Source organism: Paenibacillus sp. FSL F4-0097 (genome assembly GCF_038593125.1).
GTDB lineage: Bacteria > Bacillota > Bacilli > Paenibacillales > Paenibacillaceae > Paenibacillus_AQ > Paenibacillus_AQ odorifer.
Genome location: NZ_CP151965.1, coordinates 2,827,995 through 2,851,626 on the forward strand (window position 1 = coordinate 2,827,995; position 23,632 = coordinate 2,851,626).

The following is a 23,632-nucleotide window of genomic DNA, read 5'->3' on the forward strand; positions in this document are numbered from 1 at the left end:
AGCACGAATCGTGCGAGGAGAATACTACGATGCCATAAAAATGGGGATTCTGCGGGAAGAGTGGGAGAATGCAGGCAACCTACCTGCGAAGGATGTATGCGACCTCCATACCCATACTCAAGCCTCTGACGGCATGCAGCCACCAGCGGAGAATGTACGACTTGCTAAGGAGAAGGGGCTAAGCGCTGTTGCCATTACGGATCATGATACAGTGGCTGGCGTGAAGGAAGCCTGTGAAGCAGGGGATAAGTACGGAATAACCGTTGTGCCTGGTGTAGAGATCAGTACGCGTGCTGGTGGCAAAGACATTCATGTGCTGGGCTATTATGTTGATCCTGAGAATGAACAATTTCTCTCACGTTTGGAAGGGCTAAGAGATACCCGGGCACTTAGAAATGAAGCGATAATTACCAAGCTGCAAGACCTTGGTATTGCGATTACCTTGGAACAGGTTATAGCGGGGATCGGGCGGGAATTGAAGCCTGATGAAAGCATCGGCCGGCCACATATTGCCGACGAGCTGGTTCGGCTTGGGGCAGCTACCGATATGAGAGATGCCTTCAACAAGTATTTGGCCGAGGGTGCAGCGGCCTATGTGTCACCTCCTAGAATCACACCGGAGGAAGCTTGCGAGTGGATCATTGAGGCAGGAGGGTCTCCAGTATTAGCCCATCCGGGTTTGTACGGGAATGACCTTCTGGTGCGAGATATTCTGGAGCAAGGCGCTTTTAAAGGGATTGAGGTCTATCACTCTGATCATGGACCTGCGGAAGAAGAACGTTACCAAGTTATGGCTGAGGATTATAATCTGTTAATAACCGGAGGTTCTGACTTTCATGGTGCCCGTCAAAGCGTGATTTTTCACGGGGATATCGGCAGTGTTACGGTTTCTACAGAAGTACTGAAGTTTTTAAACAAAAAGGCATGAAATTAGTGCGGAGCGAATTATAAAAAACCTCCAGCTTTAGATGTTCAACATCTGCAGCTGGAGGTTTCTTTATATCTAGTATTTAGCTTCTCAAAGTATTTGGAAGACTCTTAATTCTTTCCTCATTGGGTGTGACGAACAGTGTCTTTTGATGATCATAGATTACAAATCCCGGCTTGGAACCGCTTGGTTTACGTACATAGCGGATCAATGTACAGTCCACAGGCACACTGCTGGACTGTTTGGCTTGGCTGAAATAAGCGGCAAGCTGAGCGGCTTCTTCCAGCGTTGCATCTCCAAATTGCTCACTTCGGATGACCACGTGTGATCCGGGGATGTCCTTGGTATGCAGCCAAGTATCATTCGGAGAAGCCAGTCGATTGGTGACGTATTCGTTCTGCAAATTATTTTTGCCGACATAAATATCGATTCCTTCTGAAGAGGTGAAGACCTGTAATGTGGGTCTGGTGGCCTTTTTCTTCTTTTTGCCCTTTTTGCTCCGGTCTCGCAGATAACCTTGGCTTACAAGCTCGTCGCGGATCTCCTCAATATCGTTGAGGGAAGCGTGGGCAAGTTGCTGCAGCAGACTCTCCATATACAGAATTTCCTCATGCGTCTTCAAAAGCTGTTCATTAATGACAAGCAGGCTGTTTTTATATTTGTTGTATTTTTTGAAATAACGTTGTGCATTGTCCGAAGGATTTAATAACGGATCGAGCGGAACCACCATTTCCGCCTGATTTTCATCATAATAATTGACCAAGGAGGCTTCTTTATCCCCTTTGGATACCGCGTGTAATGAAGCGAAAAGCAACTCACCCCAAATGCGGTAACGATCAGCATCCTGAGCTTCGTCGAGATCCTTCTGCAAATTAGCGAGTTTCTTAACGTTTTTGCTCCGTTCATTGCTGAGGAAGCGGATCAAATCACTCACCCGTTGCTTTACAGTATCGCGCTCGGCTTTATCCCCGTAATAATCCTCCATACATTCACTGATGGAGTTGTAATGTTTCGCACTCTCACCCAGAAGTGTTAAGGGGATCGCAGAAAAAATCATCTTACCTTTTGCGTTTGCACCTGCAACAGGAGAAAATTCGTTATCGCGTACGGATCCCATTACGGAATGGAAGGCAACCCATAATTGTGTCGGAAATGCTGCTTCGGATTCTGTAACGCCTTTATCCAGGGTGTTTCTCAGACGAAGAGCAATTTCACCAGCAATCAGTGGGCTCATTCCGCTGAAAGCATGTACCATCCAGCCCACGGGGTCAGCTGAGGGAGAAGGACCGCCAGAGCCGTCAGGTTTTTGCTCTACTGCTTCTTTTGTGATCAGATTAGCAAGCTCACCCTCAATGATTTCTTCTGGCTCAGCCTCCTCATCATCCTCTATCAGTGCAGCTTCTTCAGCAGCCGAGATTAAATTGAGAAATTGCTCCTGACCAATCTCCAAAGGGTTCAGCTTATGTTGCTGTGGCGGTTCTGTGTATGCGATACCGGGCATCACAATCCGATAGCTGCTGATCGATGGAGTTACATGATGAATGCCGTCTATGATCGTTCCAGAACTGAGATCAGTAAGAATGATGTTACTGTGTCGACCCATGAGTTCTATGATGATCTTTTTGGCAAAGACGTCACCAAGCTCATCTCTAGTCTTGACGTTTATGTGAATAATTCGTTCCATACCTACCTGCGTAATACTTTCAATGGTCCCTCCCTCACAATGCTTCCGCATAAGCATGCAGAACATGGGTGCTTCCGAAGGATTAATGCTGTTTCTTTCGGTAAAATGCACCCGAGGATACGTTGGATTAGCAGAGAGCAGCAGCTTGCCGCCGCCACCTGCGCCGCGCAGGTTAAAAATTAAATCGTGATTGTTCGGTTGATATATTTTTCCTATACGTGCACCTATGAATGATTGCAATTCGTGCACGATAGCTCGGGTAACAATGCCGTCTAATGCCATGATAAAGCTCTCCTGTCGCCGTGAAATGAATTTCTTAAATATAAGAAAGTAAAAGTTTCACACAATACTTATATCTTATATTTCTCGCTCAAACGCTTACCTGTCCTTATAAGGACGCCGAAGACGTCTATGCTCACCTCTCTATGATGCCATACTTTAGGACATTCGCGCAAAAGGGGAATTGGATAGGGGTGATATTATTGGACGACCTTGAATACATTTGTCATGAACAGGTGGAAAAGCTGTGCGCCGCCGGAAGTAAAGAAACGACCGGGAGGGAAAGAAAAGTCATGGAACAAAACAGTTGGCACCGTCTCGGTGCAGAAGAGCTGCAGAAAATGTTCAATGTCCAGCCAAGGACGGGCCTCAGTGATGAGGAAGCCGCGGAGAGACGAAAGGAGAACGGGTACAACGAGCTGTCGGAAGGAAAGACAGTATCTCCGTTTACCCTGCTGTTGAACCAGTTCAAGGATTTCATGGTGCTTGTGCTCATGGGTGCAACGCTTGTATCCGGGTTGCTAGGCGAATACTTGGATGCCATCACGATCATCGCGATTATCCTACTGAATGGAGCGCTTGGATTTGTTCAGGAGTTTCGCGCCGAACGTTCGCTAAGAGCTTTAAAGCAACTCTCCGCACCTTCTGCCAAAGTGCTACGTGGAGGGAATAGCGAGATTATCCCAGCCAAGATGTTGGTGCCAGGTGATATTGTCTTGCTGGAGAGTGGAGATCGGATTCCTGCCGATGTACGTTGGTTGGAATGCAGTGCTCTATATGTGGAAGAATCCGCACTTACTGGGGAATCATTGCCTGTCTCGAAGCATTCGGAAGCGATCCGTGCAGAAGAGATTCCGCTTGGTGATCAGAAGAATTTAGGCTTCATGGGCACTATGGTGACCAGAGGAACAGGGCGAGCTGTTGTAATCCGTACCGGTATGAACACGGAAATGGGTAAGATAGCGGATCTAATCCAAAATACGGATTCTCAGGAAACACCTTTACAGCATCGGCTTGAGCAGCTAGGAAAGATTCTGATCTACGTATCTCTGGGATTGACAATTGTAGTTGTGGTAGCAGGTATTCTGCATGGACAGCCTGCCACCTCCATGTTCTTAGCTGGTGTGAGCTTGGCAGTTGCCGCGATTCCGGAAGGTCTCCCCGCTATTGTAACTATTGCGCTTGCGCTAGGCGTGCAGCGGATGATCAAACGCAAGGCTATCGTTCGTAAATTGCCGTCAGTGGAAACGTTGGGCTGTGCCTCGGTAATCTGTTCAGACAAGACAGGAACATTAACGCAAAATAAAATGACGGTGACCCGATTATGGACGGGTGGACGTGGTCTTGAGGTAACAGGTGAAGGGTATGCTCCAAATGGACAGGTTCTGGAGAAAGGCAAAGCAGTGGATCTAAAACATGATCAAAGCTTACGGCGGATGTTGCAGGTTGGCGCATTATGCAGCAACGCGGAAATTATTGAGACCTTCCAGTCTGAAGTGCGAGGCAAACGAAAAGGGAAGGATAAGGATGCTGTTCTTGAAAAGTCTGCAGACAACACTTCCGTTTGGGAACTGAAGGGCGACCCGACAGAAGGAGCGCTCGTGGCACTGTCAGGAAAGATGGGACTGACCGCTCAGACGCTTGCCGTAACCTACACTCGTGAACAGGAATTTCCGTTTGATTCTGAGCGGAAGCTGATGTCTGTGATCGTAGGCCATCCGGGAGGACGGATGGTATGTACCAAAGGTGCGCCCGATGTATTGCTGAATCGCTGCGCATATATGCTTTGGGAGGGCGGTGTTGTGCCTTGTACGCCAACTTTGCGGCAGAAGGTGCTTGATGCCAATGAGCAAATGGCTTCAGGAGCCCTTCGTGTGCTAGGTATGGCTTACCGGGATATGCGTCCAAATGAACATGTGAATAGTGAAAAGGATGCGGAGAATCAATTAGTCTTTATTGGCTTGGCAGGAATGATCGATCCGCCACGTCGTGAAGTCCGCGATGCCATCAGTGTCACACGCCGGGCAGGGATTAAGACGGTTATGATTACTGGTGATCATGGAACAACTGCCGAGGCAATTGCTCACCAGCTGGGAATTCTGCAGCGTGGTGGAACGGTGCTGACAGGCGCTCAGTTAACCCGGATGGATGATGATGAGCTGGATAAGATATCGGACAATGTGTTTGTATTCGCCCGCGTATCTCCAGAACATAAGCTTCGGATCGTTAAATCTCTACAACGTCACGGTCACGTAGTGGCTATGACCGGAGATGGAGTGAACGACGCTCCAGCCATTAAGGCTGCAGATATCGGGATATCCATGGGGATCACAGGTACAGATGTGACCAAGGAAGCATCGTCACTTGTTCTCGGGGATGATAACTTCTCAACGATTGTTGCTGCCATCGAAGAAGGCAGAAATATCTATGAGAATATTCGTAAATTCATTCGTTATCTGTTGGCATCCAATGTGGGAGAGATTCTGACTATGTTTTTTGCCATGATGCTGGGTCTGCCTTTACCACTCGTTCCGATCCAAATTCTTTGGGTCAATCTAGTGACAGACGGACTGCCAGCGATGGCACTTGGCGTGGATCAGCCCGAGAAGGATTTGATGGAGCATAAACCTCGTGGTGCGAAAGAAAATATTTTTGCCCGCCGCTTAGGCTGGAAAATTATAAGCCGTGGATTCTTGATTGGTTTATGTACGCTAGGAGCATTTTGGCTAACCTTACGTATAGCACCAGAGAATCCTGCACAATTGATTCGGGCACAGTCCGTTGCTTTTGCAACACTAGTTATGGCACAGTTGATCCATGTTTTCGATTGCCGCAGTTCGCGTTCAGTGTTCCACCGCAATCCGTTCCAGAATAAGTATCTAGTGCTTGCCGTGTTGTCATCAGTCTTACTGATGCTGGCCGTAATGTACGTGCCTGTGCTCCAGCCTGTCTTCAAAACAGTGCCGCTCAATTTCCGCGAATGGTGTCTGGTGTTTGTAACAGCGGGGATCCCGACCTTCTTGATGGGTGCCGGCAGTGTTTGGGGTGGCAAACGTAATCGTGGACGCAGCGGCAGTAATCCGATGATAAAAAGTACAAAAATTTCAGCATAAAGTCAATACTAATGCTCCATTCCTAAAGGTATACTTGTTGCAGTTAACCGCTCATATGCTTGCGAAATGCTCAATTACACAGAACTTTAAGCTTAAGCGAATGCTAACATAACATAACCTTTAGGAGTGGACTTTTAATGGAATTCACAAAAATGCACGGCCTCGGTAATGACTTCATCGTTGTTTTCGGCGAGCAAGAGCTGCCAAGTAATGCAGCGGAGCTTGCTGTAACCCTATGCAACCGGTTCTTTGGAATCGGTGCTGACGGACTGGTATATATCCTGCCTTCTGAGCGTGGCGATTTCAAGATGCGTATTATGAATTCTGATGGTTCGGAGGCGGAGCAGTGCGGAAATGCCATTCGCTGTGTCTCTAAATATGTATATGACCACGGACTGGTAAGCTCAGAGCAGATTGTAATAGAAACGATTGGTGCCGGTGAACAAAAGGTTACTTTAAACGTGAAAGACGGTGTTGTGGAGACTGTAACCGTAGATATGGGCGAACCTGTATTGTCCGGTCTGCAAATTCCAGTATCTATTGATGCAGAGCCAGTGCTCGCTCAGCCGATTGAAGCGGAAGGAACCGAATTTAAGTTCACAGCGGTATCCATGGGAAATCCTCATTGCGTGATTTACGTAGAAGATGCAGTGAATTTTGATCTTGCCACATGGGGACCTAAGCTTGAGGTACATCCTTTATTCCCGAGAAAAGTAAACGTTGAATTCGCAACGGTACTGGATCGGGGCAGAGTGGATATGCGTGTCTGGGAACGTGGGGCAGGACCTACGCTTGCCTGTGGCACTGGAGCCTGCGCAACCCTTGTCTCCTCTGTGCTGAATGATCTTACAGACCGGGCAGCTTGGATTAGTCTAAAGGGCGGCGATCTCTATATTGAATGGAATGAAGAGGATAATCATGTGTATATGACTGGACCTGCTGAGGTCGTATTCACGGGCAGTGTAGCAATATAGAAAAATAATAAAAAGGCAGTCCAAGAGCGCATTCTTGGACTGCCTTTTTTGTGTTTCTAACCTGAGGTGACTTTAAGCAGCCGAATAATGGAAGGAGTAACCGAGAATAATACTACAAAGTTTATGAAAAAAAGGAGGGGAGCTTGTTGAACATCAACGGGTTAACTAAAAAAAATAAATCCGGTAAGGGACAGCAAGCTGACCCGGCAGGTCCAGGTTCTGGAGTGAGATTAACCATTTATCTGGAGCAGACGCTAAACAATATCATAACCGAGCTGGGAGATAGTCCGGATCTTAGAATCCGCCAGGTAAAGCTTGGTGAGGAATCCGTTGTTGAGGCTGCTGCGGTACATCTTAATGGTCTAGCTAAGACAGAAACCGTTAATCAATTTGTAATGGGTTCATTGCTCTCCATTACGGATGAGATGCTCAAGGAAAGCAATACTGCAGCAAATAATCTGAATGACCTCATCTTAAACCGTGCCCTGGAAATAGGTGAAGCGCAGCTGCAGGAGGATTGGAACGAGGTGCTGCTCGGAATTCTTTCTGGGAAGACACTGATTCTCATTGAAGGTTATGACAGTGGCATCATGTGTGAGACTGAAGGAGGGGAAGCACGTTCTGTCACTGAACCCTCCACTCAGCTAGTTGTGCGTGGTCCAAAGGATAGCTTTGTTGAATCTTTGGCTACGAATGTCTCATTAATACGCAGAAGAATAAGATCACCCAAACTAAGACTCGAGCATGTGAAGATCGGGTCGGTAACTCAGACCGATGTGGCTTTAATGTACATCAAGGATACTGCGGACGAGAAGCTGGTTGAAGAAGTTAGAAAACGGCTGCAGCAGATTAATGTAGATGCCATCATGGAATCCGGTTATATCGAAGAGCTGATTCAGGATAAGACCTTTACCCCTTTTCCAACCATCAATAACAGCGAGCGGCCAGACGTTGCTGCAACGAATCTGTTAGAAGGGAGGGTAGTGATTGTCGTAGATGGCACCCCCTTTGTATTGATTTTGCCTGCGGTTTTCACTCTTTTTTTTCAGTCAGCTTCGGATTATGCGCAAAGGTTCGATATTGCTATTCTGATGCGAATTATTCGGTATATCAGTTTTATCGTGCTTATTCTAGGGCCTTCCGTGTATATAGCTTTGACGACGTTTCATTATGAGATGATCCCTACGACTTTGCTGATCAACCTTTTATCGCAACGGGAAAATGTGCCTTTCCCCGCTTTTGTCGAAGCTATTCTAATGGAAGGTGCGTTTGAGATCATCCGGGAAGCGGGAGTAAGAATGCCGCGTGCAGTTGGGCAGACCGTATCTGTAGTAGGTGCTCTGATTCTTGGTCAGGCCGTGGTAGAGGCTGGAATTATTACGCCCGTTATGGTGATTGTGGTCGCGTTGACCGGGATTGCGAGCTTTGCCATTCCAGCGTATAACATGGCGATTGCGGGCAGAATTATCCGTTTTGGTTTTTTGATATTGGCCGGTATGTTTGGTTTTTACGGGATTACTTTAGGTTTAATCGTACTGGTTGCACATATGAACAGTCTGCGTTCTTTTGGCGTTCCTTATTTGTCTCCAATAGTGCCTTTGTCATCCAGAGGTCAGAAGGATGCCGTCTTAAGGCTGCCTTTGTGGGCGCTTGGCACAGCAGAACCAGCTCCTGCTACTGCGCAGCAAGGGAACATTTCAGAAGGGAAGGAGATCACAACCGGACATGAACAGAACCTATCTCCAAAAATTCTTGATAAGACTAAAGGGACACAGCCGCATAAGAAAGGAAAGCAAGATTCTGAGTAAATGCAATTTTTTCTTAGCAGGACTTTTACCTTGCGTATTGATCTGTCTTAGTCTCACAGGCTGCTGGGATAGTGTGGAATTAAACAGAAGAGCCATCGTTTCCGGTGTGTCCATAGATAGAGGACCTACAGAAGAAGAGAAATATGTATTATCCTTTCAGGTTATCGTTGCTGACGAAATCTCTGGGAAGAACGCTAGAGGAACTTCACCTGTTTCGGTTTATAAAGGTAGCGGCCGCACTATGTTTGAAGCATTAGCTAATGCCTCGCGTCAGACTGCACGTTTTTTGTCTTTAGGACATATTAGGGTGGTCATCATTTCCGAGAAGTTCGCTCAAGAAGGCATCAAGGATATCATGGATGTGCTGGAAAGGGAAAGCGAAACCCGGCTGACAAGCCTGATTTTTATTTCCAAGGGACAGCCTGCAAGTGAATGTATGACGACTATGACCGTGTTCGGAAGGATTCCAGCCAATGATTTGGTGGAGAAGCTGCAGACAACCTCTAAACAATTCGGATATAACTATCGGATGGAAGTGGATGATATTATCCGGGGGATTCAGGTTCCGGGTGGGGGGCCTGTGATCAATGGCGTGCTAGTGACTGGAGATTTGGACCAGAGGGAGAGCAACGATAATTTAAAGAACTTAAGTCCGAAGACCATAATAAAGGTTACCGGTCTTGCAGCTTTTAAAGAAGACAAGCTTAAAGGATGGCTGCTCGGCGAAGAGGCGATCGGTACCGTTCTACTTAAGAATAAAATATCTCAGATGCCGGTATTGGTCTCGATAGGGGAGAAGGACTATATATCGTTTAATGTGTATTTATCACAGGTACATATCCATGCGGATGCGAAAGATATAGAGCATCCTATCTTCACGGTTAATGTCACTCAGCAGGCTGGATTAAAGGAATCGCCCAATGGCTTGGATCTAACAGATCCAACAGTGTTAAACGATCTTTCGAAGCTTTTGGAAAAGAATATTCAAGAACAGATCCGCGCTGCCATAGCAACTGCCCGTTCATTAAAAAGTGATTATCTAGGTTTCGGTGAAGCAGTAGAAAGAGCTAATCCACGTGGCTGGAAACAAGTAAAAGATCATTGGGAGAGTATATTTGAAACCTGCCAGATTAATATCGAGGCTGATGCTGTGATCAGGCATACGGATATGCGAAGTGATTCCTTTCAATCCAAGAATAAGTAATGACAATAAAGGAGGGACAGCTATGGGAAAGATAAAAATAGGACTACTCCAATTTTTCACGTTGACTTTGTTGTTTGAGCTGGGAACAGCGCTGGTAGTGAATCTTGGGATGGAGTCTGGTAAAGATGCGTGGATTTCCATACTCCTCGGAAATTTGATCGGTTTGATTGTATTTTCGGGGTACACTTATTTGTACAGAAAGTTTCCGGATCTCCCCTTAACGGCTTATACCCGCAAGCTATTGGGAAAATCCTTAGGTACGGTGATTTCCGTTCTCTACATTACCCTATTCCTCAATTTAGCGGGTCGTGATTTACGGGATGGCAGTTCCATGCTGGTTATGGCTACTATGCACCGCACACCTTTGTTTATTATTTCAACGTTGATGATCTTATCTTCTGCGTATGTTTTGCATAAAGGAGTAGAGGTATTATCCCGAACTTCATTGGTATTCGCAACTCTTGTAATGCTGATAGGAATATTTTGCTCGATCATGCTGATGTTATCGGGCTCAATTAATTTGAATCGATTACTTCCTATTTTTGAGAATGGGTTCCAGCCTGTGATTGATTCTGTTATTCGCCAGAACTATATGTTCCCTTTTGGTGAAATGATTTGTTTTACCATGCTGATGCCCTATCTGAACAATGTTAAAAAAGGTCCTTGGGTCATCGCCGCGGGGATATTTGTTTCAGGTTTGCTCTTAAGTCTGACTATGATGCTGAATATTTCCGTGCTTGGCACAGATATAGTGAAACGGTCACCCCTCCCTCTGATGCCCACGATTAGCAAGATTTCAATCTCCGATTTTATTCAACGTGTGGATATTCTAATTGTTATGGTGCTGATTATCGGCGTTTTTTTCAAAATGTCTGTGTTTTTTGCGGCCGCACTTATAGGAATTTCGGAATTGTTCAAGATTCCTTACCGGAGAATGGTCTATCCCTGTGCTCTGATCATTCTGTTCAGCTCGATGTTGAATGCGCGGAGCTTTACTGAACATATTAATGAGGGGGGGAGATTGTTATATACGATTTTCCCCTTCTTTATGGTGTTGATCCCTGTAATTCTTATCATCGTTGCGGCGATAAGAAGTCATCTTTCCCCGCCACGTTCTGGTTGATGTCCTGTTTTCCAGTAATAGATATCGGGGATGAACAAGCAGAGCAGCAAAATACAAGCAGTAGCTTTCTCAGAGGCGGTATAGAATAGATAGTTAAGGATATACCCGACGTTACCCAGCCCATAGCCATACAGCCAATCTAGCAAATAAATATACAGCAAGCAGAGAGTGGCTAGCAGTAAAGTTACAGCGTATTTTCGGATCAGAAACTTTCTTGTTTTTTTCTTCAAAGTATTCTCTCCTTTATGGAAATAACGGCATTAACGTTAGTATGAAGCTTTTTACATATGAACATGCATGGTGATATTTTGGTCTAAATGCTTTTCTTTTGTAAAGCTTATCATCCATACCGATTTATGTTACATTAGTATGAAACTAAAGTTAGAAACTAATGTGGCAGGGGAGGATCTTGTTGTGAAGCCGGATTTACGTTCCGCATGGGGAAATAAAGTATTAGTCGGAGACGGAGCGATGGGGACCTACTTATATCAGAAGGGTTTCCCGGTCGGCATTTCCTATGAAGAATTAAATTTGACCTCTCCGGGGGTAATCGAAGATGTTCATCGCAGCTATATTGAGGCAGGGGCAGTGCTGCTGGAAAGCAACACCTTCTCGGCGAACTATGACAGGCTGTCCAAATATGGTCTAGAATCCAAGGTTGAGGAAATAAATCGAGCCGGGGTTAGAATCGCTCGCCAGGCTGCTGGAGATCATGGGTATGTATTAGGAGCTGTAGGATCTATTCGTGCGGGCAAACGTGCGAATCTCTCTTCCACAGAGCTGAAAAAATATTTTACACAGCAGATTGCTGCATTGCTAGAAGAGGACGTAGATGGCATTATGCTGGAAACCTTTTACGATGTTGAGGAACTGCATTTAGCTCTAAGAACGCTCCGCAAGATCAGCTCGCTTCCTGTAGTTTGCCAATTAGCTGTCGATGAAACGGCACGCACATTAGATGGATTAACTTTGCCAGAAGCCTTTCGTATTCTGGAAGGCGATGGCGCTGATGTTATCGGATTTAACTGTAACACAGGCCCGAACGGAATGAAGCGAGCGCTCAAAGCTGTACAAGGGAATCTGGTTCTGCCAGCCTCTGTGTATCCAAATGCGGGTGTGGCGGATTATGTAGACGGAGAATACCGGTACGGGGCTTCACCAGAATATTTTGGCCAAATGGCACAGACTTTCGCGGAGATGGGCTGCCGGATAATCGGTGGTTGCTGTGGTACAACTCCGCAGCATATCGCAGAAATCTCCTCTGCACTGAAGAATTATGTACCGCAACCGCTTCCTAAACCGTTGCCACCTGCAGTGGAGCGTGTATCGCTGCAAGAGAATTTTGGCGATGAGGATAGAGAGGGTAGAGAGCCGAACCTGGTTGATCTGGTAAAGGAACGACATACGGTTATTGTTGAGCTTGATCCACCTCGTGAATTGGATATTGCAAAGTTTATGCAGGGCGCAGAAGTTTTGAGAAGAGCAGGCGCGGATGCGCTGACACTCGCCGACAACTCCCTGGCTGTCACACGGATGAGCAACATGGCTTTGGGACATTTGGTGCACGCTAAAACTGGACTTCGTCCGCTAGTGCATATTGCTTGCCGGGATCGTAATTTGATTGGTACTCAATCCCATTTGATGGGTTTTGATGCGCTTGGAATTGATCATGTGCTGGCTGTAACAGGTGATCCTGCGAAATTTGGAGATCTTCCCGGCTCAAGCTCGGTTTATGATTTAACCTCTTTTGAGATTATTAGAATGATCAAGCAGCTGAATGACGGGATTTCCTTCTCAGGTAAACCTTTGAAACAGAAAGCGAATTTTGTAATCGGAGCTGCATTTAACCCGAATGTTAAACATTTGGATAAGGCAGTGCAACGTCTGGAGAAGAAAATTGCCTCTGGTGCCGACTATATTATGACCCAGCCTGTCTATGATCAGGAACTTATCGTGAAGATAGCTGAGGCAACAGCACATCTGGAAATCCCCGTATTCATTGGTGTTATGCCACTGGCAAGCGGACGTAATGCAGAGTTTCTACATAATGAGGTTCCCGGTATTCAGCTTACGGACGATGTCCGCAACCGCATGAAGGGACTTGAAGGGGAAGCTGGAAGAGCAGAAGGTGTCGCTATCGCTAAGGAACTGTTAGATGTTGCTACTGCCCATTTTAATGGAATCTATCTGATGACTCCGTTCATGTTCTATGATATGAGCGCACAGCTAATGGAGTATGTGTGGGAGAAATCAGGACGCAAATTGTCCCCCTTGTTTCGCTAGTAATAATCAATTACAATAGTGTAATGGATGTGATTCCGTTGTCATTTAGCATGACCGGATACGGTCAATCGTCCCTGCAATTCGGCGGCTACAAGATTATGTTCGAAGTGAAATCGGTGAATCACCGGTACTGCGAAGTTGTACTGCGGATGCCCCGGGATTGGACGGGTTATGAGGATGTGTTGAGAAGAAAGGTTCAACAGCACATCAAACGGGGAAGAATAGATGTTACCATCAATAGAGAGCACGATGAGTCGACAGTTAGACCGGTTCTGAATCACTCTGCTGTAATGACCTATCTAAAGGCAGCAGAGCAGCTTAAGAACGAATATGGTTTGACTGGTGAGTTGACTTTACGTGATATACTTTCTATACCCGGTATTATGGACAGCAAAGACGAGGCTGCGGGTGCCGTGTCTGCGACATTAGAAGACTACTCCGAAGTATTGGAGGCGGGACTTGAGCAGTGTTTGCAGTCTCTGCTGGAGATGCGCGCCCGTGAAGGCAGTTATCTAGCCGCAGATATTGAACAGCGCCTGAACCATCTTGAGAACATGCATGCTGAAATGGTTGAACTTGCACCTGTCGTAATCATTGAATATCGTGAGAAACTTCGACATCGATTGAATGAACTAAATGATGGGACGTTCGCTTTTGATGAGCATAAATTCGGGATGGAGATCGCTATTTTTGCAGATCGCTGTAATATTGATGAAGAGTTGACCCGGTTGTATAGTCATTTCGAGCAATGCAGAGCCCTCCTGAAGGGGAAAGGACCGGTAGGACGCAAACTGGATTTTCTCATTCAGGAGATGAACCGTGAGACGAATACAATCGGATCGAAATGCAATCATCTAACTCTCGTGGGTCTTGTGCTAGATATGAAAGCAGAACTGGAGAAGATTCGAGAACAAGCTGCGAACATAGAGTAATCGGGAATAGGTAATAGCATAGAACTTTATGGGGGGAACTACCGGAACATGGCAATCAAACTTATTAACATTGGCTTTGGAAATATTGTGTCTGCCAACCGCATTATTTCTATCGTCAGTCCGGAATCTGCACCAATCAAACGTATTATCCAGGAGGCACGTGATCGGCATATGTTGATCGACGCCACCTATGGCCGACGGACTCGTGCCGTAATCATTACAGATAGTGATCATGTCATCCTATCGGCTGTACAGCCGGAGACTGTGGCGCATCGCTTATCCAGTAAAGATGACGACAACGACGAATAACAACTAAATGGAGTGTATTATGTCAAAAGGATTGCTCATCATATTATCCGGACCTTCCGGCGTGGGTAAAGGTACTGTTTGTACTGCACTACGTCCGAAGATGCCCGAACTTGTCTACTCAGTTTCTGCTACTACTCGCAGTCCGCGTGCGGGTGAGGAAGATGGCGTCAACTATTTTTTCAAAAGCAAAGAGGAATTTATGACAATGATCGAAGCCGATCAATTGCTTGAATACGCGGAGTACGTAGGTAATTATTACGGTACTCCCCGTGATTTTGTAGAGAGAACTCTCAATAGCGGCAAAGACATTATTCTCGAAATTGAGGTTCAAGGAGCTCTCAAAGTCAAAGAGAAATTTCCTGAAGGGATTTTTGTGTTCCTTCTTCCTCCATCCATGGACGAGTTGAAGGACCGCATTCGCGGACGGGGTACTGAGCATCCAGATGTGATCGATCACCGCATGACTGTAGCGGAAGATGAGATCAACTTAATGCAGCATTATGATTATGCTGTAGTGAATGATGAGATTGATCTGGCTTGTAAGAGAATAGAAAGCATTATTATCGCCGAACATTGTAAAGTCAGATAATTTATGCTGAAGGTCAAATGGTATTAACAGTAAACTATGAAGAGGTGTCCCAGTGCTATATCCATCCATTGATGAAATGATGACTAAGGTTGACAGTAAGTATTCGCTCGTTGTCGCTGCTGCACGTCGTGCTAGACAATTGCGTGAGGGTGGCAAGACAGATGTGAAGAATCCTAGATCGCATAAATTTGTTGGTGTTGCTCTTGAGGAAATTTACGAAGATCGCATTACTCTAACCCGCGGTGAAGAGTAGTCTCAAGTATAAGTAATAATGACCTATTGTAGAAACGGATGCCGCCTATTTGTTTTGAGGCGCTGCCGTTTCTTCTTGGGTTATGGAGCAATTACGGGTCTTAAATTTATGATGAAAGCCCAGAACCGGGCTCTTTATGACAACCGGAAGGTTGTTATTTTTTTCTCGTCGTAAAGATAGCCATTCGTTGTAAGAGTAGGGAACAGGGGGGAGATCATGTTGAAGAGCTTGAAGGGGAAGACTATTTTACTTGGGATCACAGGAGGAATTGCTGCTTATAAAGCGGCGTCCTTGACCAGTAAGCTTGTCCAAAAAGGAGCCGAGGTTCATGTCATTATGACAGCTTCGGCGAAGCAGTTCATTACAGAATTAACTCTACAGTCACTATCGAAGCAACGAGTATATAGCGATACATTCCAGGAGAGAGATCCATCCTCCATTTCACATATTGATCTGGCAGATGCTGCGGATCTTGTGCTGGTAGCACCCGCAACCGCAAATATAATTGCCAAAATGGCACACGGGATCGCCGATGATATGTTATCTACTACACTGCTTGCTACTACGGCTCCTATTATGGTTGCACCAGCTATGAATGTTCATATGTATCAGCATCCAGCTGTACTTAATAATTTGAATATTCTCGCTAGCCGGGGCATTCAGTTTATTGAGCCTGGTGAAGGACTGCTGGCATGTGGATACGTTGGCAAAGGTCGGCTAGAAGAGCCAGAGGCTATTGTGAGTGTGGTTGAGAATTTTTTTGCACACCAAGCAAGCGTCGCATCCAAACCTCTTGCGGGTAAAAAAATCGTCATCACAGCGGGTGGAACGGTAGAACGGATTGATCCAGTGCGTTATATCTCCAATGATTCATCCGGTAAAATGGGCTTCGCGCTAGCACGTGCTGCACGTGCAATGGGTGCTGAGGTAACGTTGATTGCTGCGCGTACAGATGAGGCTCCTCCACAGGAACCAGAGATTTCAGTCATTCGTGTTCAATCTGCACAGGAAATGTATGAAGCAGTTACCGCACTGTGGGACAGCTGCGACATTATGATCAAGGCGGCTGCTGTATCGGATTACCGTCCGAAGCATAGTGAGCCTTCCAAGATTAAAAAAAGCGGAGAGACGATGACGCTTGAGCTTGTGAAGACAACGGATATTCTGGAAACACTCGGTAAGACCAAAAACAAGCAGTTTTTGGTCGGCTTTGCTGCGGAAACGGGCAATACGGAATTTTATGCTAAGGACAAGCTGGTCCGCAAAAACTGCGATCTCATCGTTGCTAACAATGTAGCGGCTGCAGGAGCCGGATTTGGAGCGGATACGAATATCGTTTCGATATATGATGTGAATGGATTGGTGCTTGAATTGCCACAATTGTCGAAGGATGAGGTTGCTCGTCATTTGCTGACGCTCGTGGCAGAGCGGATTACTGGAGCTTCATTATAATGGATATCGCCAAGGTCATTGTGGATGTGCCTGTACGCAGCACTGACCGGCCATTTGATTATAGTATTCCAGAATCCCTGAAGTTATGGATTGAAGTGGGCAGTCGGGTAGCCGTTCCGTTTGGGCACCGGACAGTCCAAGGTTTTGTAGTATCTCTAGAATCAGGCGAGACCCTAGTGAGTCCTAGCCTGAAGCCTATTCAAGAAGTGTTGGATTTGCTTCCGCCTTTATCTCCTGAATTAGTTGAGCTTGCGGACTGGATGAGTAAAAGATATGCATGTAGACGAATTTCAGCACTGCAAGCGATGTTGCCCACCGCTCTAAAAGGGAAGGCAGAACGGCTGATTTCACTTGGAGATGTGCAGGAAGAGACAGCATTTCCAGAGGATGAATTGTTCCCAATGTTTGCCGACACAGGGGATGAGGAACGACTAATCACAGAATTTATTGGACGTAGTGGCGAAGTTTCCATGAAGCAGCTTACTCGTGCATTTCCTGAGGCTGCTGAGACGGTGAAGTTCATGCTGCGGCGTGGAGTACTTATAGAGAGTCAATCCATTAAGGATAAAATGGGCAAGAAAAAGCTCAAGGCAGTCGATCTGGCGATAGGTGTCACTGCTGCCCGTGAGGCTTTGAACAAATTCCCAAAAAAATCCGCACGCCAGAAGGAAGTTCTGAGCTTTTTAGTTGATATGGAAGCTACACTCCCCATGGCTCTTAAAGAAGTTTTGTCTGCACTCCAAGTAACGGCAAGTACTGTAAAGGCCTTGGAGGAAAAAGGTTTTATCGAGATCAGTGAAATTGAAGTCTATCGCGATCCTTATCAAGGGCGAGATTTTAAACCTACCACACCTCTACCGCTTACTGCGGAACAAGAGGTCGTATATACAAGAATTTCTCGAACCTTAGAGGAGCAGCTTCACGAAGTATTTCTGCTTCATGGAGTTACGGGTAGTGGTAAGACAGAGATCTATTTGCAATGTATTAAACGCTGTTTAGATCAGGGCAGACAGGCTGTTGTTCTTGTGCCAGAGATTGCTTTAACACCACAAATGGTGGAGCGGTTTAAGGGGCGGTTCGGCAGCGGGGTCGCGGTTATGCATAGCCGGCTGTCTGTTGGTGAGCGATACGATGAGTGGCGTAAAATCCGTGAAGGAAAGGCCACAGTCGCTGTAGGCGCAAGATCGGCCGTGTTTGCTCCTTTCTCCAACCTAGGGTTGATTATTATGGATGAAGAACATGAGACCTCTTATAAACAGGAGGAGAATCCGAAATATCATGCCCGTGATGCTGCTATTCGTAGAGCGGAACAGTGTGGGGCAGCTGTGATTCTAGGTTCTGCTACGCCTTCGCTGGAAAGCTATCATGCTGCAAGATCGCAGAGTGATATTCACTTTTCACCGGTACTGCTAGAAATGCCTACCCGTGCGCTTGGAAATGAACTTCCAAAGGTGAACGTAGTAGACATGCGGGAAGAGCTTAAAGAAGGCAACCGTTCGATGTTCAGCCGAAAGCTTCATTCAGCACTGGAAGAGAGGCTGGAACGCGGAGAACAGACGGTGCTGCTGCTTAACCGTAGAGGTTTCTCAACCTTTGTCATGTGTCGTAGCTGTGGTTACGTAGCCGGTTGTCCAGAATGTGATATCTCACTAACGTATCATAGCCGTAGTGACAATTTGCGTTGTCATTATTGCGGACATGCTGAACCAGCACCTAAGCTTTGTCCGGAGTGTGGTAGTGAGCATATCCGGTTTTTCGGAACGGGTACACAGCGGGTGGAGGAAGAGCTTGGTAAGCTATTCCCAGGCATACGAGTGATTCGTATGGATGTGGACACAACAACAGAAAAGGGCTCGCATGAGAAGCTGCTGAACCAATTTAGAGACAAAAAAGCGGATGTTCTCCTGGGCACTCAGATGGTAGCAAAGGGACTGGATTTTCCAGATGTCACTCTTGTTGGTGTAATCACAGCAGATTCAGCTTTGAACCTGCCCGATTTTCGCGCAGCAGAGAAGACATTCCAATTGCTTACACAAGTTGCAGGCAGAGCAGGCCGGCACCAGCTTCCAGGCGAAGTGGTCGTTCAGTCCTATACGCCAGAGCATTATTCTATTATTCATGCCAGCGGACATGACTATCTCTCTTTTGTACGTGAAGAGCTGAAGCATCGCAGAGGTCTCCATTATCCGCCATATTGCAGACTCATCCTGGTCACATTGTCTCATGAACAGCTGCCGCTTCTACTGCGGATGGCAGAGAATTATGCTCTGAATCTTCAGGGAAAGGCCAGACAGCTAAGGTGGTATGGAAGTCTCGATAAGCTAACCAGCGATGTGTTAGATCTGTTGGGTCCTGTGGCATCACCTATCCCTCGATTAAAGGGTAGATATAGATTCCAGTGTATGATAAAATGGCGCGGCGCCATCGATGTGATTGGACTTGTCCGCCAAGTGGCTGAAGAGTTAGAGGATTCTGTGCGGGATACCGGTCTTCAGATCAGCATTGATGTGGATCCGCAGATGTTGATGTAAATCCGTATCATGTTACAATGTAAAAAAAGAGCTTTATCAATTGACTTTAAATATAGAAATGTTCAGAACGGGAAGGTGTTTTGTAATGGCTATACGTTTGATCGTTAAAGAACCAGATGAAGTATTGCACAAAAAAGCTAAAGAAGTAGCTGTAGTTACTCCTAATGTTAAAAAATTGCTGGATGATATGGCACATACGATGTATGACGCTGAAGGAGTAGGGCTGGCGGCACCCCAAGTCGGAATTTTGAAACGTCTAATTGTGGTGGATGCGGATGAAGAGCATGGATTGATCAAAATGATTAACCCTGAAATCATCAGCATGGAAGGTGAACAGCTAGGACCAGAAGGATGTCTTAGTATTCCTGGCTTGAATGGTGATGTTCGCCGTGCGGAGACTGTAACTGTACGTGGCCTTAACCGTGAGGGAAAAGAGATTACGATAACCGGCAGTGGTTTACTTGCCCGGGCTTTTCAGCATGAGATTGACCATTTGAATGGAGTTCTATTTACAGATATCGCTGAAAAAGTATACGAGATGACTGCTAACGAGACTGAGGAGTGAGGAATATGAAGATTGTATTCATGGGAACTCCAGCTTTTGCGGTGCCAAGCTTGCAAATGCTGGTAGATGAAGGCTATGAAGTTGTAGCTGTCATCACCCAACCAGATCGTCCGCAGGGGAGAAAAAAGATCTTGGCTCCTTCACCAGTTAAGGAAGCCGCATTAGCTCTCGGATTACCTGTGCTTCAGCCAGAACGCATGCGTCGTCCTGAGGCAGTCGCCGAGCTGGCAGCATATGAGCCGGATTTGATCGTCACGGCTGCTTATGGTCAAATTTTGCCTAAAGCTGTGTTGGACTTACCGCGGAATGGTTGTGTGAATGTACACGGTTCGTTGCTTCCTAAATATCGGGGAGGTGCTCCGATTCAGCGCAGTATCATCAATGGTGAGAAAGTGACCGGCGTTACTTTGATGTATATGGCTGAGGGGCTGGATACCGGTGACATGATCTCTCGTGTCGAAGTGGCTATTGAGGATGGGGATACCTCTGGAACTCTTTTTGAGAAGCTGAGCCTGGCTGGACGAGATCTGTTAAAGTCTGAAATGCCACGTTTAGTAAGCGGAAAAGTTCAAGCTGTTCAGCAAGACGATAGTGAGGCAACTTATGCCCCTAACCTTAATCGCGAGGATGAACGCTTGGATTGGAACGCTAGCTCACGTGACAACTATAATCGAATTCGTGGATTAGTTCCTTTTTCCGGCGCATTTACGCTCTGGAATGGTGAGACCTTTAAAGCTTGGGCTTCTAAGCTGCCTGAAGCGCAGAAAGCAAGTGATAGTGCTCCAGGAACGGTGCTTTCTGTAACTGAACGAGGTGTCGAAGTGAAGACAGGTGACGGAAGTCTGCTGCTGACAACGGTTCAACCTGCTGGCAAAAAAGCAATGAGTGCGGCCGATTTTAGCCGTGGTGCTGTTATGAAGCCAGGGACGGTGTTAGGTTGAGCGGCGGTGGAAATGGTGTTGGCCGATCAGCAGTAAATCCTAGCGCTGGTAAGAGACAGGGGAATAACTCTAAAGCAGTTGGCAACAACGGCAGAGCTGGCAACAAGGGTAAGGTTACCCCTGCTTCTGCCCGGGAAATCGCGCTTGATATAATGGTTAAAGTTGAGCAGCAAGGTGCATATAGCAATTTGCTGCTCAACAGCAGTCTACAGAAGGCAACGCTTAGCAGAGAAGATGCCGGACTGGTCACAGAACTTGTCTATGGCTCTATTTCGCGGATGAACACCCTGGATTATGTGCTTGAAGGATTTGTTAGTAAAGGGATAGCCAAACTACAGCCATGGGTCCGTAATTTACTGCGGTTTAGTTTATATCAAATTATGTATCTCGATCGTATACCGTCCCATGCAGCTGTAAATGAGGCTGTTAATATAGCGAAGAAAAAAGGCCACCAGGGAATCTCAGGGATGGTTAACGGCGTGCTGCGCAGTGTATTGCGTGCTGGTGATCTGCCAGTTCTGCCTGAGGGGCTAAGTCAAGCGCAGCGGATATCGATATTATATTCACATCCGTTGTGGTTAGTGGAACGTTGGATTACCGAGTACGGTGTCGACACGGCGGAAGCGATTTGTGCATCTAATAATGAGCCGCCTGCGGTCAGCGTACGTGTGAATACAACGATGATCAGTCGTGAAGCTCTGCTGAACCAGATGATTGAACAAGGTCTGCAAGCTTCAGCATCTGAGGTTAGTCCTTATGGCATTGTTGTGAAAGGCGGCGGAAACCTGGCGCTCACCTCCTGGTATCGTGATGGATATCTCTCCGTTCAGGATGAGAGTTCTATGCTAGTAGCTGAAGCGGTAGCTCCGGAGCCTGGCATGAGGGTGCTTGACTGCTGCGCTGCTCCTGGGGGCAAAACAGCACATATGGGCGAGCTCATGAAAGATGAAGGATCGATTTACGCTAATGATCTGCATTTGCATAAAGCGAAATTGATCTCAGATCAAGCAGAACGTTTAGGTCTTGATTGTGTATCTACAGGTAGTGCAGACGCGCTGGAGCTGGAGCAAACGTTAGAGCATCAATCCTTTGATAGAATTCTTCTCGACGCACCTTGCTCTGGACTCGGCGTAATTCGCCGTAAGCCAGACCTCAAATGGCGTAAGCAGCCGGAAGATGTGGCTAGTGTAGCATCATTGCAGCGGGAGTTGCTGCAGTCGGTCTCTAAACTGTTGAAACCGGGTGGCATTCTGGTATATAGTACCTGTACGACTGAACAAGCGGAAAATAGTGAAGTAGTAGCTGACTTTTTGAAGCAGAATCCTGATTTCACCGCAGTGACCTTTGCTTCACCGTTGTGGGACAGGCTGGAGGGTACCGCGCTGGCTGAGGGTGATGGAATTCAACTGCTGCCCCATCATTATGGGAGCGACGGGTTCTATATTTCCAAGCTCCAGAGAGTCTTGTAATATAGCAAATTTTCTGACAATTGTAGTATCCTCCGCCCGCCGGGCTACCGTACGGCGGGCGTTTTCTTTTACCGTCTCTGAAATTTGTGTTAAAATAGGAAGAATGAGAAATAATACGCATATCCTTATGAAAGAACAGGTGTAGATAATAATGAAACCTTTAATATATGATTTTTCTTTAGAAGAGTTACAACAGTGGGCGAAAGACAATGGTGAGCCTGCTTTTCGTGGTGGACAAATTTTTGATTGGCTGTATGTAAAACGTGTGAATGACTTCGAAGCAATGAGCAATTTGTCCAAAGGGCTTCGCCAGAAGCTGAATGAACAATTCTCTATTGCAGCACTAACTGAAATTACTAAAATGGAATCTAAAGATGGAACTGTAAAATTCCTGTTTGGATTGCATGACGATCATGCTATCGAAACAGTTATCATGAAACATAATTATGGCAATAGCGTTTGCGTAACAACCCAAGTAGGATGCCGAATCGGCTGTACTTTCTGTGCTTCCACACTCGGTGGATTAAAACGGGATTTGACAGCGGGAGAAATTGTAGCTCAGGTTGTACGTTCCCAACAAATCCTGGATGCGCGCGGCGAACGTGTCAGCAGCATTGTTATCATGGGTACTGGTGAACCGTTTGAGAACTATGATGCAACAATGAGATTCCTGCGTCTTATGATTCATGAGAAGGGCTTAAATATCGGACAACGGCATATTACTGTTTCCACCAGCGGTATTGTACCGAGCATTTATAAATTTGCAGAAGAAGATACCCAGATTAATCTGGCGATTTCGATTCATGCGCCTAACGACGCCTTGCGTTCAAAGCTAATGCCTGTTAACCGCCGTTTTCCGTTTGATGATGTAATTGAATCATTGCGTTATTATCAAGCTAAGACGGGACGACGTGTCAGCTTTGAGTATGCCTTGATCGGCGGGGTAAATGACCAACCGGAGCATGCTGAGGAATTGGCTGGGGTGCTTAAGAGCATGCTGTGCCACGTCAATTTGATTCCGGTAAACCATGTGCCTGAGCGAAAATATGTACGTACTTCACGCAATGATATCTTTGAGTTTCAACGTATTTTGGCTGATAACGGGGTGAATGTTACTATTCGCCGTGAGCAAGGCCATGATATCGCGGCCGCATGCGGACAGCTGCGTGCCAAACATATGGAGTTGGGGTGAGGA

19 protein-coding genes are annotated in these 23,632 nt (G+C 46.3%); 17 read left to right on the forward strand and 2 right to left on the reverse strand.

Annotated elements, in window-relative coordinates; all coding sequences use genetic code 11:
• The first annotated feature begins 40 nt into the window (after positions 1 to 40).
• Positions 41 to 928 (forward strand): PHP domain-containing protein, encoded by an 888-nt coding sequence (locus tag MHH86_RS12630; protein WP_076317091.1) that lies wholly within the window; start codon positions 41 to 43, stop codon positions 926 to 928.
• A gap of 82 nt (positions 929 to 1,010) precedes the next feature.
• Here the strand turns inward: MHH86_RS12630 and MHH86_RS12635 are convergent, their stop codons facing one another.
• Positions 1,011 to 2,894: an NFACT RNA binding domain-containing protein gene (locus MHH86_RS12635; RefSeq protein WP_076099568.1), complete on the reverse strand. Its 1,884-nt coding sequence runs from the start codon at positions 2,892 to 2,894 to the stop codon at positions 1,011 to 1,013.
• A 290-nt stretch (positions 2,895 to 3,184) separates the two neighbouring features.
• On the opposite strand from MHH86_RS12635, the gene MHH86_RS12640 reads away from it, so the two are divergent.
• The 5 genes from MHH86_RS12640 to MHH86_RS12660 all read left to right on the forward strand — a co-directional run bounded on the left by MHH86_RS12640 (position 3,185) and on the right by MHH86_RS12660 (position 11,113).
• Positions 3,185 to 6,004: a calcium-translocating P-type ATPase, SERCA-type gene (locus MHH86_RS12640; protein ID WP_036686174.1), complete on the forward strand. Its 2,820-nt coding sequence runs from the start codon at positions 3,185 to 3,187 to the stop codon at positions 6,002 to 6,004.
• 137 nt (positions 6,005 to 6,141) lie between these two features.
• Entirely contained in the window at positions 6,142 to 6,978 is an 837-nt protein-coding gene (dapF, locus tag MHH86_RS12645; RefSeq protein WP_036686176.1) for a diaminopimelate epimerase, read from the forward strand.
• A gap of 146 nt (positions 6,979 to 7,124) precedes the next feature.
• Positions 7,125 to 8,786 (forward strand): spore germination protein, encoded by a 1,662-nt coding sequence (locus tag MHH86_RS12650; RefSeq protein ID WP_063829831.1) that lies wholly within the window; start codon positions 7,125 to 7,127, stop codon positions 8,784 to 8,786.
• A complete protein-coding gene (locus MHH86_RS12655; protein ID WP_081383702.1) occupies positions 8,704 to 9,990 on the forward strand; it encodes a Ger(x)C family spore germination protein in 1,287 nt (428 codons plus the stop codon). Before MHH86_RS12650 ends, MHH86_RS12655 begins: the two co-directional genes overlap by 83 nt.
• A gap of 22 nt (positions 9,991 to 10,012) precedes the next feature.
• Positions 10,013 to 11,113 carry a GerAB/ArcD/ProY family transporter gene (locus MHH86_RS12660; protein ID WP_036686178.1) on the forward strand — a complete coding sequence of 367 codons (1,101 nt, stop codon included), beginning with the start codon at positions 10,013 to 10,015 and terminating at the stop codon, positions 11,111 to 11,113.
• Here MHH86_RS12660 and MHH86_RS12665 read toward each other — a convergent pair.
• Positions 11,086 to 11,343, reverse strand: coding sequence for a hypothetical protein (locus MHH86_RS12665; RefSeq protein ID WP_036686181.1), 258 nt, complete (start codon positions 11,341 to 11,343; stop codon positions 11,086 to 11,088). The genes MHH86_RS12660 and MHH86_RS12665 overlap by 28 nt on opposite strands.
• A gap of 184 nt (positions 11,344 to 11,527) precedes the next feature.
• On the opposite strand from MHH86_RS12665, the gene MHH86_RS12670 reads away from it, so the two are divergent.
• The 11 genes from MHH86_RS12670 (at position 11,528) to rlmN (ending at position 23,629) form a co-directional block, all read left to right on the forward strand.
• Complete coding sequence (locus MHH86_RS12670) at positions 11,528 to 13,396, forward strand: bifunctional homocysteine S-methyltransferase/methylenetetrahydrofolate reductase (protein WP_076317087.1); 1,869 nt, start codon at positions 11,528 to 11,530, stop codon at positions 13,394 to 13,396.
• A gap of 38 nt (positions 13,397 to 13,434) precedes the next feature.
• The gene (locus MHH86_RS12675; RefSeq protein WP_036686185.1) at positions 13,435 to 14,328 is read left to right on the forward strand and encodes a YicC/YloC family endoribonuclease; all 894 of its coding nucleotides are present in this window, start codon (positions 13,435 to 13,437) and stop codon (positions 14,326 to 14,328) included.
• A gap of 48 nt (positions 14,329 to 14,376) precedes the next feature.
• Positions 14,377 to 14,637: a DUF370 domain-containing protein gene (locus MHH86_RS12680; protein WP_006209218.1), complete on the forward strand. Its 261-nt coding sequence runs from the start codon at positions 14,377 to 14,379 to the stop codon at positions 14,635 to 14,637.
• Between the two features lie 19 nt (positions 14,638 to 14,656).
• Positions 14,657 to 15,226, forward strand: a complete 570-nt coding sequence (gene gmk / locus MHH86_RS12685) for a guanylate kinase (RefSeq protein ID WP_036686186.1) — start codon at positions 14,657 to 14,659, stop codon at positions 15,224 to 15,226.
• A 52-nt stretch (positions 15,227 to 15,278) separates the two neighbouring features.
• Positions 15,279 to 15,479, forward strand: coding sequence for a DNA-directed RNA polymerase subunit omega (gene rpoZ, locus MHH86_RS12690; protein WP_036686188.1), 201 nt, complete (start codon positions 15,279 to 15,281; stop codon positions 15,477 to 15,479).
• A gap of 216 nt (positions 15,480 to 15,695) precedes the next feature.
• On the forward strand, positions 15,696 to 16,931 hold the full coding sequence (coaBC, locus tag MHH86_RS12695) for a bifunctional phosphopantothenoylcysteine decarboxylase/phosphopantothenate--cysteine ligase CoaBC (RefSeq protein WP_076099572.1): 1,236 nt from the start codon (positions 15,696 to 15,698) through the stop codon (positions 16,929 to 16,931).
• Positions 16,931 to 19,462, forward strand: coding sequence for a primosomal protein N' (gene priA, locus MHH86_RS12700; protein ID WP_036686191.1), 2,532 nt, complete (start codon positions 16,931 to 16,933; stop codon positions 19,460 to 19,462). Before coaBC ends, priA begins: the two co-directional genes overlap by 1 nt.
• Before the next feature lie 85 nt (positions 19,463 to 19,547).
• Positions 19,548 to 20,027, forward strand: coding sequence for a peptide deformylase (gene def, locus MHH86_RS12705; protein ID WP_036686193.1), 480 nt, complete (start codon positions 19,548 to 19,550; stop codon positions 20,025 to 20,027).
• Positions 20,028 to 20,032: 5 nt separating this feature from the next.
• Entirely contained in the window at positions 20,033 to 20,968 is a 936-nt protein-coding gene (fmt, locus tag MHH86_RS12710) for a methionyl-tRNA formyltransferase (protein ID WP_036686194.1), read from the forward strand.
• 137 nt (positions 20,969 to 21,105) lie between these two features.
• Positions 21,106 to 22,437, forward strand: coding sequence for a 16S rRNA (cytosine(967)-C(5))-methyltransferase RsmB (gene rsmB, locus MHH86_RS12715; RefSeq protein WP_256717057.1), 1,332 nt, complete (start codon positions 21,106 to 21,108; stop codon positions 22,435 to 22,437).
• Positions 22,438 to 22,588: 151 nt separating this feature from the next.
• On the forward strand, positions 22,589 to 23,629 hold the full coding sequence (rlmN, locus tag MHH86_RS12720) for a 23S rRNA (adenine(2503)-C(2))-methyltransferase RlmN (RefSeq protein ID WP_036686196.1): 1,041 nt from the start codon (positions 22,589 to 22,591) through the stop codon (positions 23,627 to 23,629).
• The last annotated feature ends 3 nt before the right edge of the window (positions 23,630 to 23,632 follow it).